Consider the following 14,951-nt stretch of genomic DNA (forward strand, 5'->3'; position numbering starts at 1 on the left):
GGAGGGTGCGGTTTTCCCCTCACCCTAACCCTCTCCCGCACGCGGGAGAGGGAATGTCAGGTGCGGCCTGTTCCCCGGGAGAGGGAACGTTAAGTGCCGCTTTGGGCACGGGCTTAATGATCAGAAACGGTATTTCGCGGACAGCATAAAATTACGCGGTTCGCCGTAGACGATGCCGGTGCTGTCGACGTTTTCGTCGTACTCTTTGTCGAACAGGTTATTCAGGTTGGCCTGCAGGCTGAGGTTTTTGGTCACGTCGTAGCGCGCGAACAGATCCACCAGCGCATAGCTGCCCTGACGGGTGCGCCAGGTGCCATTGCCATCCGGGCCACTGATATCCGCGTAAGTTCTCGCCTGCCAGTTCACCCCGCCGCCCAGCGTCAGCTGGTCCAGCATCGGCAGGCGATAGCTGGTGAACAGGTTGAACGACGTGCGCGGCAGCTGTGAATTGTAGCGATCGCCGTTGGCGTCTTCCGCCACATACGAAGTCCCGCCAAAGGTCATCTGCCAGTTGTCGGTCAGCGCCCCATTCACCTCAAACTCGACGCCACGACTTACCACGCCCTTTTTCGCCACGTAAATGGTGTTACCGGTCTGCGCATTGGTCTGACCGGTGCTCTGACCGACGTTATCCAGTTCGGTGCGGAAGATCGATACCGAGGTGGTCAGACGGCTGTTGAACCAGTCAGACTTCACGCCGGCTTCGTAGTTTTTGCCAATCACCGGCGAGAGATACGCGCCTGACGCATCCTGATAATCCTGCGGCTGGAACACCGAGGTGTAGCTGGCGTAGGCAGACCAGTTATCGTAGAAGTCCCAAATCACCCCACCGTACGGCGTGATGTTGTTTTTCTCCATCTCTGCCGTCAGCGTCTGGCGGTTCCAGTTGGTGTAGCGCGCCCCGACGATCAGGTGCAGCGGATCGGCCAGATTGATGCGCGTCGCAAGATACGCTGACTTCTGCCGCACCAGTTGGGTATCGGCCGCAGGTTCACGCGGATTCCAGTCGGTTTCCGGGAAATCGCCGTTAAACTGGTTGAAGTTGCCCAGCTCGGCTGACGAAATGTTGGCCCAGGCGCTGTAATATTTGTTGTCCTGACGGCTGTAGTTCACCCCGACCATCAGCTCATGCTGGCGGCCCAGCAGTTCATAAGGACCGCTGGCGAAGGCATCGACCGCATCCACCTTACGTTTGCCGGTGTTGTAGCCGGTTCCGCCCACCACCGGATAGCCGGCATAACCAGAGACGCCTGCGCCAGTGGTTTTGTCGAAGTAACCGTCGAGATACAGCTGCTTGCTGTCGAGGAACATCTCGTTATGCGTGCCGTTAAGGGTGATGTTCCAGCCGTTATCGAAATTCTGCTGCAGGTTAACAAAGACCTTTTTATTTTCTTTGTTGTTGTAAGCCCATTCAGGTGCGGTGTTATAGCCGCGACGCGAGTGGATCTGCGTGCCGTCGGTGTACCAGCGCGGCGCACCGCCCCACATCGGTGAATCCGTGTTCACCTGGCTGAATTCATAACCAACGGACAGTCTGGTGGCGTCCGTCACGTCAGCGTCGACCACGCCGTAGATAAACTTCTTATCGGCGCCGTAGCGTTCAATGAAGCTGTTTTTGTCTTCATAGCCGGCAACCAGGCGACCGCGCACGTTGCCTTCCGGTGATAGCGGTGCAGAAAGATCGGCGACGTAACGCTGCTTATTCCAGCTGCCATAGCCAGCTTCAAGGCTACCGGTAAACTCTTTGCTGTCGGCATGTTTACGCACCATGTTGATGGCGGCGGAAGGATTGCCCGGTCCGGTCAGCAGGCCCGTTGCGCCGCGCACCACTTCGACGCGCTCGTACAGCGCGGTATCGGTCTGCGCATCACCGAGGTTCCAGCGCTGGGCAAACGCGGTCGGAATGCCGTCGGTCATGTAATTATCAATCAGAAAACCGCGCGAATAGTAATTGATGCGGTCCATATCGGCGGCTACACCATGGATGCCGGTGGTGTTGCTCAGTACGTCGTTCAGCGACTGCAGTTGTTGATCCTGCATGCGCTGCTTGCTAACGATGGTGACCGACTGGGGAATATCACGTGCGGTGAGCGCCATTTTGGTGCCGGCCCGCGTCACCGGCACGCTGTAATCCGCTGCGGCCTGCGTCTGCTGCGCTTCCGCGCTGGCGCTGGCATCAACGGTCAGGGTGGCCTCACTGTTTTGCGTATCGGCCGCCTGAGCGACACCCGAGGCAACCAGCACTGCCAGCAGTGACAGGCGCAGCGCGCGCTGCGGCGCAAGACCTGCGTTCCGGACGCGCATCTCTTTGCAAGACATAATATTCCTCAATCGGCTTATCGTTATTTTGTGGTGAGCATGTGGTTAAGAAAGCAAATGAGAAATATACGCATTAAGATTAACATTGCAAGAAATTGTTACTGCCTTTCTGACGCCTTTACACTGAAAAAAAATCTTATGCTTCAGGGAGTAACGGCCCTGAGGCTGCTTTACAGGAAACTATCACGCCTGAAATCATCCTTTATCTCAGTCAACCGGTGCGTGACCTACGGCCTCCCCGCCTGAACGGTTGTGCCTGCATCCTGATCTGGCATCTGAACACCACGCATGTACCAGCTTCGTACCCGGTCACCGCCATTGATTTATAATTACGCTGCCAATAGGAAAGGTGTTTATAAAATTTCCTTTTCTGCGCTAAGGTTGACCAGTAACGCTTTTAATCCCTGCAGCAATCGCTGCGTTGTTAACATGACGCCATTTATTAAGCTGTAAATCGCCGTGACGTATATTGTGTGAGATGCTGCGATGTTAAATGAACAGCTTAACGTAGGTGGCGAGTAATATTAAATCAGCCGCTAACATGTTTATGCGTAATCAACGAAGAGACAAAAATCTTTACGCCCAATCAAAAACTGTACAGGTCGGGGCATATTTCCGGACAAATCTGTCGGCGGGTGAATATTTCCATTTGAATAAAATTGCCGTAGAATACACGCTTTCAAATCAGTGATATCAGTAATAAGGGTTTATACATGAGCGATGCACTCAAGGCATTGAACAATCTTCGTACGCTGCGTGCTGAAGCACGTAATATTGAGGTTGCGGTATTAAACGAAATGCTGGAGAAGTTTGCCGTGGTGGTCGCCGAACGCCGCGAAGAGACGGCGGCAGAGAGTGCTGCACAGCGCGAAAAAGAAGAGAAGCTGGCATTATATAAAGAGATGCTGCGCAAAGACGGCATTACAATTAATGAACTGGCGCAATTAAACCAGGGTGAAACGAAGAGCAAAGCAAAACGTGCACCGCGTCCGGCGAAGTATAAATTTACCGACGAACAGGGTAATGAGAAATTCTGGACCGGTCAGGGTCGTACTCCCTCGCCGATAAAGTCAGCGATTGACGCTGGCGGTTCGCTGGATGATTTTCTGATTTAATCCAGTCGCAGGAAATCGGGGCGGAACCGGCTAATTGCCGCATCACCGCCCCTGTATCGCGGCACCCTAGATGCTTTCATGCAATCCTTTCAGGCAATCTTTTCATGCCATCCTTTCATGAAGAGTACCGCGAGGTGATCAGGCTATTACGCCTTCCCACACCCGCCCGTCAGATTAACGCTGCACAGGCGCGCGCAATGCGTTTACCCGCCTCCTCAACGCTATCGATATCCGTGGCGATCGACAAACGGAAATACGGCGACAGGCCGTAAGCACTGCCCGCCACGCCGGACACACCGCTCTCCAGCAGATAATTCAGCACATCCTGTTCATCATGCAGTACGGCGCCGTCAGGCCGGGTTTTGCCCAGCAGACCAGCACAGCGACAAAAGACAAAAAATGCGCCCTGAGGTTGCAGCACTTCAATGCCGGCCACCTGCTGCAACTGCTGCACAATGACATCGCGTCGCGCCTGATACGCGGCGCGCTGCGGGGGCAGAAAATCGAGCCCACCGTTAAAGGCCGCAACCGCCGCCGCCTGGCTGATGGCGCTGGCACCAGAACTGTTCTGCGACTGCACCACCACCATGGCATCAATCAGCGGCTGCGGCCCGGCAGCAAAGCCAATGCGCCAGCCGGTCATGGCATAGGTTTTCGACACGCCTCCCACCAGCAAAACGCGTTCAGCCAGATCCGGCGCCACCTGCAGCAGGCTAACGTGCTGACGATCGTCAAACAGGATATGTTCGTACAGCTCATCCAGCATAATCAGCACATTGGGATGATCGCGCAGCACCGTCGCCAGGGCCTGCAACTCCTGGGCGCTGTACACCATGCCAGAGGGATTGCCGGGATTGTTCAGCACCAGCCAGCGGGTTTTCTCTGTGATCGCCTGCGCCAGTTGCGCCGGCTGCAGCTTGTACTGCTGCTCAAGCGGACAAGGCAGCAGCACCGCCTCGCCACCGTTGAAGCGCACACTGTCCGGGAAAGTTGGCCAATATGGCGTGGGCACAATCACCTCGTCGCCGTCGTTTAGCGTCGCGGCAAACGCGTTGAAGATGATCTGTTTTGCGCCGTTGGCGATACAGATTTGACCCAGCGCGTACTGCTGCTGATTCTCGCGCGCCAGTTTGGCCTGCACCGCCTTACGCAGCGCGGTGGTGCCATTGGTCGGCGTGTAACGGGTTTCACCGCCATCCATCGCGGCGCTGGCGGCGGCACGGATGTGCGCGGGCGTATCAAAATCCGGCTCACCGGTGGTGAGGTCAAGAATATCCACGCCCTGCTCTTTTAGCTGGCGCGTCAGCTGGCGTGCCGCCGCGTTAGCCGAGAGCGACACAGACTGCACGCGCTTCGATAGGGTGATCATGTTGCGCTCCTGTCTCTCACACCACCGGCAGGCCGAGGTTTTCACGCAGCGTGGCGAACTCGTACTCTTCGCGGAACAGACCGCGACGGCGCAGTTCCGGAATCACCAGCTCCACAAACAAATCCAGCTGCTCGGACATGATCGCCGGCATGATGTTGAAACCATCGGCACCGCCCTCGTTGAGCCACAGCTCAAAGTCATCGGCAATATCCTGCGCCGTACCGACGATTACCCGGTGACCACGCGATCCGGCGGCTACCGCGGCCAGGTCGCGCAGCGTCAGATTTTCACGTTTCGCCATGTCGGTCATCAGTTTCACGCGGCTCTGGTTGCCTTCACCCAGCGGCACTTCCGGCACCGGACCGTCGAGCGGATACTGGCTCAGATCCATATTGAAACGCAGCGAGAGCTGACGCAGACCGTTGTCGATATCAACCAGTGTGTTGAGCTCTTTCCACAGCGCTTTGGCCTCTTCGCGCGTGCGGCCAACGATCGGCATCACGCCAGGCATGATCACCACGTGATCCGGATTGCGTCCGGCGGCAATCACCTGATCTTTCTGCGAACGGTAGAAGCTCTGTGCTTCTTCCAGGCTGGCCGAGGCGGTGAAAATCACCTCGGCAGTCTCTGCCGCCAGCTTCTGCCCATCGCTGGAAGAACCGGCTTCGATAATCACCGGACGCCCCTGCGGTGAGCGGGTAATGTTCAGCGGACCCTGCACCTGGAAGTGCTCGCCGACGTGGTTAATCGGCTGAATTTTGTCATCAATGAAGTACTGACCGGTCTCTTTGTTGGGCTGCACCGCCCCCGCCTGCCAGCCGTCCCACAGCTTATAGGTGACATCAAGGAATTCACGGGCGCGCGCGTAGCGCTCCGCATGATTAGGCATATCGCTGCGGCTGAAGTTACGCGCCACATCGGTAGAGAACGACGTCACCACGTTCCAGGCGGCGCGGCCGCGGCTAATGTGGTCCAGCGACGAGAAGCTGCGCGCCATGGTGAACGGGTCGCTGAAGGTGGTCGAGGCGGTCGCCGCCAGGCCAATGCGTTTGGTGTTGACCGCCAGCGCCGACAGCAGCGTTAACGGCTCCAGACGCGCCATGGTGGAAGGCAGACGATACATGCTGGTCGCCAGTGCATCACCCACGAAGAACAGATCAAACTTGCCGGCTTCGGCTTTTTTCGCGATGGTGATCAGCCAGTCAATATCCGTCGGATCGCCCAGATTTTCCGTCAGCCGCCAGCCGCTCACATGCTGTCCAACCGGTTGTACAAACAGCCCTAAACGGATGCGGCGTGAAGATGAAGTAGCCATATTTTTTCCTGGTCAATAAAAGGGTCAATAACAATTAAAAGGCGTTCTCAGTCGCCAGCAGCGCCTGCTCTAAGGCATCCGCGCTGATGCGGAACGGCAGACGTTCGGCGCTGGCCGCCGGGAATTTGATCTGTTCAGCAATGCTTCTGATGGCTGCGCGACGATCGCCGTGCAGCGGCGCTAAGGTCAGCGGCATATCATATTGCCGCAGCAGCGCCAGCAGCGCGGCGTCCGGCTCACCGTCGTGCTCAATCAGCGACTGCACCAGCAGGCTGTAACCGACTTTTTCACCGTGCAGCCAGTGGTGCAGCTCCGGCTGATGGGTCAGACGGTTATGAATCGCATGGGCAAAGCCTGGCGTTGGCAGCACATCACGCACGCTGTTGGCCAGGCCGGCCAGCACAATGCTGGCATCGATCACCTTCACCAGTTCCGGCGTCACCTGCTGTTGCTGGTTGGCCAGCACGGCGGCGGCACCGTGCTGGCGATAGACATCCAGCGCGCGCTGCGCGGTCATCACTTTAAGATCGAGGGCGAGATCGTGGGGGTTGTGCCGCAGATAAGGAGAGAACTCGTAATATTTAGCCAGCGCGTCGACAATGCCCGCTTTGAGGTAACGCACATCGCTTTGCGCAATCACTTCGCTGTCTACCAGCACCAGTTCAGGCATTTTGCCCAGCGGCTGGCTGCGCACGTGGCCGCCCTGCGCGTCATAAATAATCGCCACCGGCGACCAGGCGGCACAGGTCGCCGCGACGGTGGCGAAATTGACGACGGTGATTTCCGGTAACTGGCTGCCGACCGCTTTAGCCGCATCCAGTACGCGCCCGCCGCCAATTGCCAGCAGCAGTTCAGCCTGCTGCTGTCGCAGATTGCTTTTCAGCGTATCAATGGCCGCATCGGTGCATTCGCCGTGCAAATACTCGATTTCCCAGCGAATACCACAGGTTTCCAGACTTTGCGTTAATTGCGGATTAACCGCCTGCCAGGCGCGCGGAGAGGTGAAAATACGGATATGCGTAGCATAAGGTTTAATGAATTCACCGGTGCGCGCACGCAGTCCCGGTTCGTGTGCGTAGGCACGCGGAGATTTAATCGCTAACACGTTGTCACCCTGATTAGGAAAAACGCCATAACAAAATTGTTATATTTCAGAGGATTAATGCGAAATAGTTATAGCGCTATGTATTTTATGCATACTACGGTAAATGGCGATTTGTGCAATGAAAAAGCCGCCATTTCATTTTCACAAATTTGCATTAGCTTATCCGGATTTCACATATAGCCCGTCAGCGCTTTACTGCTACTCTGAGCCTTCTTTCTTTATCGCCCACCGGGCGGTTTTCCGGGGATAGCTATGACACTTGAGTTTCGTCAGGTCACAGAAGACGAAGTGGACACTTATCAGGCGCTGATGCATGCCGCCTATGCGCCCACGCTGGCGCTGGGGATCAAATTTGATGCGGCCACCGCTGACCGCGAGAAAACGCTGCGGCATCTGCAAAGCCACGGCGTGTATGCGCTGTATGCCCAGGGCGTGATGGTCTCCTCGGTCACCGTGCGTTATCCATGGGGCCCGCTGCCGGGTCCGTTCGGCCTGCCGCATATCGGCTGGTTTGGTGCTCACCCGGACTATGCGGGGCAGCAGTTTGGCCGCCAGGTTCAGGATCGCCTGGAGCAGGAAATTTTACGCGGCCAGTTACGCGCACCGGCAGTTTCGCTCGGTACCGCCATCAGCCATCCGTGGCTGATTGATATGTATCGCAAGCGCGGATTTGTGCTCATGCACACCACCGATCTCGGCAAAGGCCACATCACGCAATATATGAAAAAAGTGCTGGATGAAACCGCGCACGATGCCTGGCTGACGCGCCAGGCGGCATCACAAGGAAGCCAGGCATGAGCCAACTGAATGAAACCGCGCTGGGCGAGCAGCTGATCGCCTTTCGCCACGAACTGCACCGTTTTCCGGAACTCTCTAATCAGGAGTTTGAAACTACTGCCCGCCTGCACCAGCAGCTGGAACAGCACCAGATTCGCATCGTTGATTTGCCACTGAAAACCGGTCTGGTGGCGGAGGTCGGCCCGGCACAGGGACCGCTGATTGTGCTGCGTTCGGATATTGATGCGTTGCCGATTGAAGAGCAGTCGGACGTTGCTTTTCGCTCGGAGCGTCCCGGCGTGATGCACGCCTGCGGCCACGATTTTCACGCTTCCGCTGCACTTGGCGCGGCGATTCTGCTTAAGCAGCAGGAGGCAACGCTGCCCGGCCGCGTACGGATTCTGTTCCAGGCCGCCGAAGAGACCGGCCAGGGCGCGCCGGATGTCATCGCTACCGGCGCGCTGCAGGAGGCGGTGGCGATTTTCGGCATTCACAACGATCCGTCGCTGCCGCCTGGCGTGGTGGGCAGCAAAGCCGGCGCGCTGACCGCGGCGGTGGATCGCTTCGATATCCGCATCACCGGCACCGGCAGCCATGCCGCCAAACCGCATCAGGGCAACGATCCGATCGTTATCGCGGCGCAGATTGTCTCCGCGGCGCAAACGCTGATTAGCCGTAACGCCCCCTCCGCTGACAACGCGGTGGTGTCGATCACCCAGCTGCACAGCGGCAGCACCTGGAACGTCATTCCGGACAGCGCCTGGCTGGAAGGCACGGTGCGCACCTTCTCTCAGTCCACGCGTGAGCGACTGGAGCAGCGCTTCCGCGAAATCGTGCTTGGCCTTGGTGCGGCTTTTGCCGCAGAGGTTGAGTTTAACTGGCACGCCGGTCCGCCTGCGGTGGTGAATGATGCGCACTGGGCGGATTTTGCTCTGCAGCAGGCCACCGCCAGCGGACTTGAGGCGCGCGTGGTGGAAGCCAGCCCGATCGGCGAAGATTTTGCTTTTTATCAGCAACAGCTGCCCGGTGCCTTTGTGATGATCGGCACTGGCGAACCTTATGCGTTGCACCATCCGGCTTTTCGCATCAATGATGCGGTGTTGCTGCCCACCTCACGCTACCTCGCACAGCTCGCCGTGGCGGCGCTGCGCAGTCTGGAGCAGGCATGAACCTGAGCCACGCGCTGGCTGAGCGCATCCTGCAAAGCCAGCCGGATGCGGCGGCACGTGATGCCGCGCGCACTGGCGTGCAGGATTTTCTGGCTGTGAGCTGGCCGGTGTTACAGCAGCAGGTCCCGGACAGCGGCTTACCGGCGCTGCGACAGGTTTATGGCGACGGCAGCGTACGCTCACAGGCGTTGCTGCTGGGCTATGCCGGCCATGCGCTGGATTACGATGATTTCCATGCCGATTTTCGCGGCCATCCCAGCGTGGCGATTCTGCCCGCGCTGTTTGCCTGGCAGCAGCAGCAGCCCGCCACTACCGAAGCGTTCCTTGATGCTTATGTCATCGGCGTGGAAGTGGCTGGCCGGCTGGGACTGGCCGCCAGCCAGCAGCACTATGCGCTGGGTTATCACAACACGGCCACGCTGGGCACGCTGGCGGCGGCGGCCGCGCTGGCACGTCTGCTGCAGCTTAATGCAACCGACTGCGCCACGCTGATTGGCATCGCGGCGACCCAGGCCAGCGGACTGCGCGCTCAGTTTGGTTCAGCGGTGAAGCCGCTGCACGCCGGACTGGCGGCAGAGCGTGCGGTGATGGCGGCGCAGCTGACGCTGGCGAAATTCGATGGCCGGCATGAAGGCGTGCTCGACGCGTTTCTCGCCGCCAGCAGTAACGGCGAGGCGCAGCCGCAACGGCTGGTGGAAAACTGGGGCGCGCCGTGGCGCATCAGTACCCCCGGTCTGGAGTTCAAACCCTTCCCCACCTGCGCCGGAACTCACAGCGCTGCCGAAGCGGTGCGTCTGCTGCGGCGCGCCTGGCTGGCGGAAGGTCACTCGCTGGACTCGCTGCTGGAAAATATTGATGACATCACGGTCGCCTTCCCGCCGGGTGGTGACATCGCGGCGGCAGTTCGCGTGCCGGCTAACGGCATCGAAGCACGCTTTAGCCTGGAGTACGTGATCGCCGCCATGCTGATGTATGACGATTTACGGCTGGAAGATTTTGCCGAAGGTGCACTCAATCCGGCGGTGATGCCGCTGGCGGCCAAAGTGCGTCGCACGCCGGATGCGTCCGCGCCGCCCGATGCGCTCAACCCGGCGCGGCGTTTTCATCTCGTCACGCTGACGCTGAAAGAGGGTCGTCAGCTGCAGCAGCGCCGCACGCGGCAGCAGTCGCTGGCGGATGGCGTAGATGTGGCGGCCAAACTGCGTCAGGCGCTGCGCCATGAAGTGCCGGCGCGTCAGCAGCAGTTGCTGGCTATCAGTCAGCTGCAAAGCACGGCGGATTTGGCTACATTAAGCCAACTGTTGCGCGCCTGAATCCTGGCGGCGCGCGTTCTTTGCTTAAGGCTGGCGTATCATGTCTAAAACTCAGCGGCTTCCCGAACTGCTGCAATTGCTGCGCTGTCATCGCTATCCGCTGACCGCGCAGCGTATCGCCGAACAGCTCCACATCAGCGTGCGCACCGTCTATCGTGACATTCTTAGTTTGCAGCAGCAGGGCGTGGAGATTGAGGGCAGCGCGGGCGTTGGCTATTTGCTGAAATCCGACGGCCATTTGCCGCCGCTGATGTTTTCCCGGCAGGAGATTGACGCGCTGGTGCTCGGGCTCAACTGGGTCACCCGACACACCGACGATGAGCTTAAGTCCGCCGCGCGCCATGCGCTGGCCAAAGTCCAGGCTGTGGTTCCGCCGCATCTTACGCAGAGTATCGATCACCAGTCGCTGCTGATCGCCTCCCAGGGCGAAGCCTTGTTCGAAACCCATCTGCCGCAGATTCGCCAGGCAATCCATCAGCGCAGCAAGATCAGCCTGCGCTACAAAGATCTGCAGGATAACCTCTCCACCCGCACCATCTGGCCGGTGGTGATTGGCTACTTTGAACGCGTGCGCCTGCTGTGCGGCTGGTGCGAACTGCGCCAGGAGTTCCGCAATTTCCGCGTCGACCGCATTGAAGCGATCAGCGTCACCAGCGAACTCTATCCCGGCACGCGTCATCAGTTGCTGAAACGCTGGCGGGATTATCACCATTTACGTCACCCGGTGGACAGCGCGACGCGCTAGCGACATAAAGTTGCCATAAGCGACAAAATGTCGCATACTTAGCCACGTGCAGCAGTAATCGAAACTCAACATTACAACAGTCAGTCCATCACCGCTTTCATCCGCGAGGTAATATTCATGGCCACAAGTATTCGTTTAGACGATGACTTCGTGAGCGACGTAAAAATTCACGCTGAAGCCGCCAGCCGCAGCATTCCAAAGCAGATTGAGCATTGGGCGAAAATCGGCCGGATTGCTGAGGATAATCCGGACTTACCGTATAGCTTCATTGCTGAAGTATTGATCGCCCAGGCTGAAGTCGATAATCAGAAGGTTTCGCCGTATGTCCGCCGAACACCCCGATCCAAAACCACAAAATAGCATCGAGGTTTTTCAAACACGCCGCTTTGAAAAAACGCTCGATAAATTGCCCGATACACAGCGTGCCATCGTCGAGGATGAGATCGACAGGATTGTTGACGCGCCTGAGATCGGTGAGCTTAAAAAAGGTGACTTAAACTTTTTACGCGTGCACAAATTTCAGCTGAATAACCGCCTGACGCTGTTGGGCTATAGCTGGGTGGAAAATAAACTGGAACTGTATCTGCTGGATATCGGACCCCATGAGAATTTCTATCAGGAACAGAAAAAGCACCGTAAAGCCGATCTGAAAATTATCAGTTAACCCATCGACTCCTGACAAAATCTGTCACAGCCTCCCCCTACTATGCAGCGGTAAACACACAAGGAGATCACCATGCTTACCGCTAACATGACCATTATTTATGTGCCCAACGTCGTGAAAAGTGCTGACTTTTATGCCGCGCTGTTCGACATCAAACCCGCAGAACTCAGCCCGACCTTTGCCATGTTTGTGTTTGAGAGCGGCTTTAAACTGGGTATCTGGTCGCAGTATACCGTTGAACCCGCACTCTCCCTGCCCGCCAGTGCGGCGCGTAGCGAAATTGTGTTTAAAACCGCGCGCAAAGACGATGTCGATTTTCTTTATCACGAATGGGGCGTGCTGCGCGAAATCACCATTATTCAGTCGCCGGTGCGTATGGACTTTGGCTACACCTTTACCGCGCTGGACCCGGACGGGCACCGCCTGCGTGTCTGCTATTTACAGCTGGATGAGTAAGTGAAGAGACCTGGCGCTTACGGTTGCAGGTTGTTAAATGCACTGAGTAATCATTAACTATATTTATATTCTTAATTGCCGGTTAATGACATTAACGCTGCTGTTCAGTTAAGCAACGTGCAGGTAATTCATCCTGGTGGATAGCGGTGCGATTTATCGCGCAATAAGTTGCACCGCTACACAGTGCGCGAGAAGCTTGTATTACCTCAGGCTAATTACCATATATTTCAGTTTATTAAAGTAATTCTTGTCATCGTTGACTTTACCCGTCATTACCGCTCCCATCCCACATCGCGCTTTTTTAAAATGCCTTCCGTGTATGCCATAAATAAAATCTACTGAATACAGCCACCTGAACACGCTACGTCATTTCCAGGACAAGTCTTGTTACTGTTAAATATTAATTACGTTTTTATGGGCCTCTGCACGGGCTGCAGCGTACCTGTAGCCCGACCATGGATAAGGCCAGGCAATGAAACGCCGTACTACACCGGGATGTGATGATGAACAGTAATCTGCTTAACCTGCGCCAGCAGCGCGCGACGCGCACGCTATTTTTTATCGCCGGACTGGGCATGGCCGCCTGGGCGCCGCTTATTCCCTTCGCCAAAGCGCAACTGGCGATCAATGACGGCATGCTGGGGCTGCTGCTGTTCTGTATCGCCGCAGGATCCATGTCAGTTATGCCCTTTACCGGCGCGCTGATTGCCCGCTTTGGCTGTCGCACGCTGCTGCTGCTGTGCGGTGCCGGACTGGCACTGGATCTGCCGCTGCTGATGCTGCTGTCCTCACCATTGCCGATGGCGGGCGCGCTGTTGCTCTTCGGTGCGATCAACGGACTGATGGATGTCAGCATGAATTATCAGGCAGTGATAGTGGAGCGCGAGGCCGGGGCCAGCAAGATGTCGGGCTTTCACGGCTTTTACAGTCTTGGCAGCATTGCTGGCGCCGGCGCGGTGAGTCTGCTGCTGTGGCTGCAGGTTGCGCCCCTGCTGGCACTGCTGCCGCTGTGTGCGTTGATTGTATTGCTGCTGATGATGAGCCATACCGCCCTGTTGCCCCGTCGCCGCACGGATGCAAAACCAACGCGCGGTACGCTGCGCGCCCTGACGCACCGTAACGTGGTGCTGATTGCCCTGCTGTGTTTTCTGCTGTTCCTCACCGAAGGCGCCATGCTCGACTGGTCAGCGGTGTTTATGAACAGTGAACGCGCCATGTCGATGCAGCTGGCCGGTTTCAGCTTCACGCTGTACGCCACGGCTGTCGCCACGCTGCGCCTGTTTGGCGATCGGCTGATTAATCACTATGGCAGTCGCCGCGTGCTCACCTGGGGCGGTCTCGTCGCCAGCGGGGGGCTGGCATTAGCGATTTTCTCCGTCTGGCTGTGGAGCGCCCTGCTCGGCTTTGTGCTGGTGGGTATCGGTCTGGCCAATATCGTGCCGATTTTATTCAACGCGGCGGGTAACCAGCGCACTGTCGCCGCGCATTACGCCATACCGGCCGTCACGCTGTGCGGTTACTCCGGGCTACTGCTGGGCCCGGCGCTGATTGGCTTTAGCGCCCAGCTTACATCCCTGACCACCACGCTCAGCGCCGGCATCGTGATGTTGCTGCTGGTGACTTTCGCGGCGCGTTTCGCTCTGACAGCGAAGTAGCGCCTCTGCCCTGTCATATTCACAAGGAGTTTCTATGACAACCTCAACGCAACCGGTGTTCAGCCTGCACTACGTCGGGCTCAATCTGAAGAAAGGCGTTAATGCCGCGACCTTCGAAGCCTTTCTCAAGGCGCGCGGCACGCAGATTCCTGCTTATCCGGGCTGGCAATGGTCGCTGTTAAAAGGCCTGCGCGGCGAACGCCAGGAACAATACCTGATGCTGTATCAGGCTGCCAGCCAGGCAGACTATGACCGCTATATCACACCGGCTGGCGAACTCACGGCCGAGGCCATCGCCTTCTGGCAACAACGGCCCGAGGCGTGCGCGCTGCTTGAGGAGTGGAAAAACTTTGCCACCTACGGGGAGTTACCAACGCTGTTCTCCACCTTCTCGCTGCTGGCAGAAAACCGCCACAGTTCACTGCCGCCCGGCCCGAACTTTCAGCCCGATGCTCAACCTGCGGTGGCACGCGTGGTCGGTTTTCATCATCTGGCACTACGTGCTGGCGTGACGGCTGCCGACTTTGATCGCTTTATGATGGAGAACGTCGCGCGCATTGATGACTATCCCGGCTGGAAGTTTCACATGCTGAAGGGCACCGGCGGCAATCGAAGTGAGCAATATGCAGTGATGCTGGTGATCGAAAGTCTCGACTCGCTCAACAGCTTCCATCCGGCGATGGACGTCTCAACCGAAAAATCGCTGACGTTTGTGAAAAACCATCAGGAGAGCGAGCGTATGTATGATGAATGGCGCACCATGGCCTCGTTCTCCGGCGCACCGCAAATGTATACCGACTATCTGACGATTGCTGGCAACGTCGGCTGAGGTTGGCCACGACCGGCGGAGGCCGGTCAGACTGCATTATCACGCCCGTTCAGGGTTGGTGTTCGGTTGTGGCTGGCCCGGCACCTCAACGCCTGGCCAGCCCGCCGTTCGCGTCCGTTG

At 57.5% G+C, this 14,951-nt stretch carries 14 protein-coding genes; 10 read left to right on the top strand and 4 right to left on the bottom strand.

Features of this window, described 5'->3' with window-relative positions:
- Positions 1-120 precede the first annotated feature (120 nt).
- On the bottom strand, positions 121-2,319 hold the full coding sequence (gene fhuE, locus AC6I8P_RS21640; RefSeq protein WP_421039541.1) for a ferric-rhodotorulic acid/ferric-coprogen receptor FhuE: 2,199 nt from the start codon (positions 2,317-2,319) through the stop codon (positions 121-123).
- A gap of 713 nt (positions 2,320-3,032) precedes the next feature.
- Here fhuE and AC6I8P_RS21645 point away from each other — a divergent pair.
- On the top strand, positions 3,033-3,434 hold the full coding sequence (locus AC6I8P_RS21645) for an H-NS family histone-like protein (RefSeq protein WP_021509031.1): 402 nt from the start codon (positions 3,033-3,035) through the stop codon (positions 3,432-3,434).
- A gap of 169 nt (positions 3,435-3,603) precedes the next feature.
- On the opposite strand, the gene AC6I8P_RS21650 is transcribed toward AC6I8P_RS21645, so the two are convergent.
- The 3 genes from AC6I8P_RS21650 to AC6I8P_RS21660 are packed head-to-tail and all read right to left on the bottom strand — an operon-like array spanning position 3,604 to position 7,223.
- On the bottom strand, positions 3,604-4,803 hold the full coding sequence (locus AC6I8P_RS21650; protein WP_150360023.1) for an aminotransferase class I/II-fold pyridoxal phosphate-dependent enzyme: 1,200 nt from the start codon (positions 4,801-4,803) through the stop codon (positions 3,604-3,606).
- A 16-nt stretch (positions 4,804-4,819) separates the two neighbouring features.
- Positions 4,820-6,118 (bottom strand): LLM class flavin-dependent oxidoreductase, encoded by a 1,299-nt coding sequence (locus tag AC6I8P_RS21655; protein WP_141495920.1) that lies wholly within the window; start codon positions 6,116-6,118, stop codon positions 4,820-4,822.
- A 34-nt stretch (positions 6,119-6,152) separates the two neighbouring features.
- On the bottom strand, positions 6,153-7,223 hold the full coding sequence (locus AC6I8P_RS21660; RefSeq protein ID WP_498031204.1) for an iron-containing alcohol dehydrogenase family protein: 1,071 nt from the start codon (positions 7,221-7,223) through the stop codon (positions 6,153-6,155).
- Positions 7,224-7,475: 252 nt separating this feature from the next.
- On the opposite strand from AC6I8P_RS21660, the gene AC6I8P_RS21665 reads away from it, so the two are divergent.
- The 9 genes from AC6I8P_RS21665 (at position 7,476) to AC6I8P_RS21705 (ending at position 14,831) form a co-directional block, all read left to right on the top strand.
- Positions 7,476-8,021 carry a GNAT family N-acetyltransferase gene (locus AC6I8P_RS21665; protein WP_021509027.1) on the top strand — a complete coding sequence of 182 codons (546 nt, stop codon included), beginning with the start codon at positions 7,476-7,478 and terminating at the stop codon, positions 8,019-8,021.
- On the top strand, positions 8,018-9,169 hold the full coding sequence (locus AC6I8P_RS21670) for an amidohydrolase (protein ID WP_498031205.1): 1,152 nt from the start codon (positions 8,018-8,020) through the stop codon (positions 9,167-9,169). Before AC6I8P_RS21665 ends, AC6I8P_RS21670 begins: the two co-directional genes overlap by 4 nt.
- Entirely contained in the window at positions 9,166-10,482 is a 1,317-nt protein-coding gene (locus AC6I8P_RS21675; RefSeq protein ID WP_498031206.1) for an MmgE/PrpD family protein, read from the top strand. Before AC6I8P_RS21670 ends, AC6I8P_RS21675 begins: the two co-directional genes overlap by 4 nt.
- Positions 10,483-10,522: 40 nt before the next feature.
- Entirely contained in the window at positions 10,523-11,227 is a 705-nt protein-coding gene (locus tag AC6I8P_RS21680; protein ID WP_127834949.1) for a helix-turn-helix transcriptional regulator, read from the top strand.
- Positions 11,228-11,344: 117 nt separating this feature from the next.
- Positions 11,345-11,587: a ParD-like family protein gene (locus tag AC6I8P_RS21685; RefSeq protein ID WP_071813632.1), complete on the top strand. Its 243-nt coding sequence runs from the start codon at positions 11,345-11,347 to the stop codon at positions 11,585-11,587.
- On the top strand, positions 11,550-11,891 hold the full coding sequence (locus AC6I8P_RS21690) for a type II toxin-antitoxin system RelE/ParE family toxin (protein WP_127834950.1): 342 nt from the start codon (positions 11,550-11,552) through the stop codon (positions 11,889-11,891). The genes AC6I8P_RS21685 and AC6I8P_RS21690 overlap by 38 nt, the downstream gene beginning before the upstream one ends.
- A 72-nt stretch (positions 11,892-11,963) precedes the next feature.
- Complete coding sequence (locus tag AC6I8P_RS21695) at positions 11,964-12,347, top strand: VOC family protein (RefSeq protein ID WP_058759086.1); 384 nt, start codon at positions 11,964-11,966, stop codon at positions 12,345-12,347.
- A gap of 500 nt (positions 12,348-12,847) precedes the next feature.
- Positions 12,848-14,002: an MFS transporter gene (locus AC6I8P_RS21700; protein WP_498002767.1), complete on the top strand. Its 1,155-nt coding sequence runs from the start codon at positions 12,848-12,850 to the stop codon at positions 14,000-14,002.
- Positions 14,003-14,036: 34 nt separating this feature from the next.
- On the top strand, positions 14,037-14,831 hold the full coding sequence (locus AC6I8P_RS21705) for a hypothetical protein (RefSeq protein ID WP_498031207.1): 795 nt from the start codon (positions 14,037-14,039) through the stop codon (positions 14,829-14,831).
- The last annotated feature ends 120 nt before the right edge of the window (positions 14,832-14,951 follow it).

It is taken from the genome of gamma proteobacterium symbiont of Lampromicra miyakona (genome assembly GCF_059730895.1).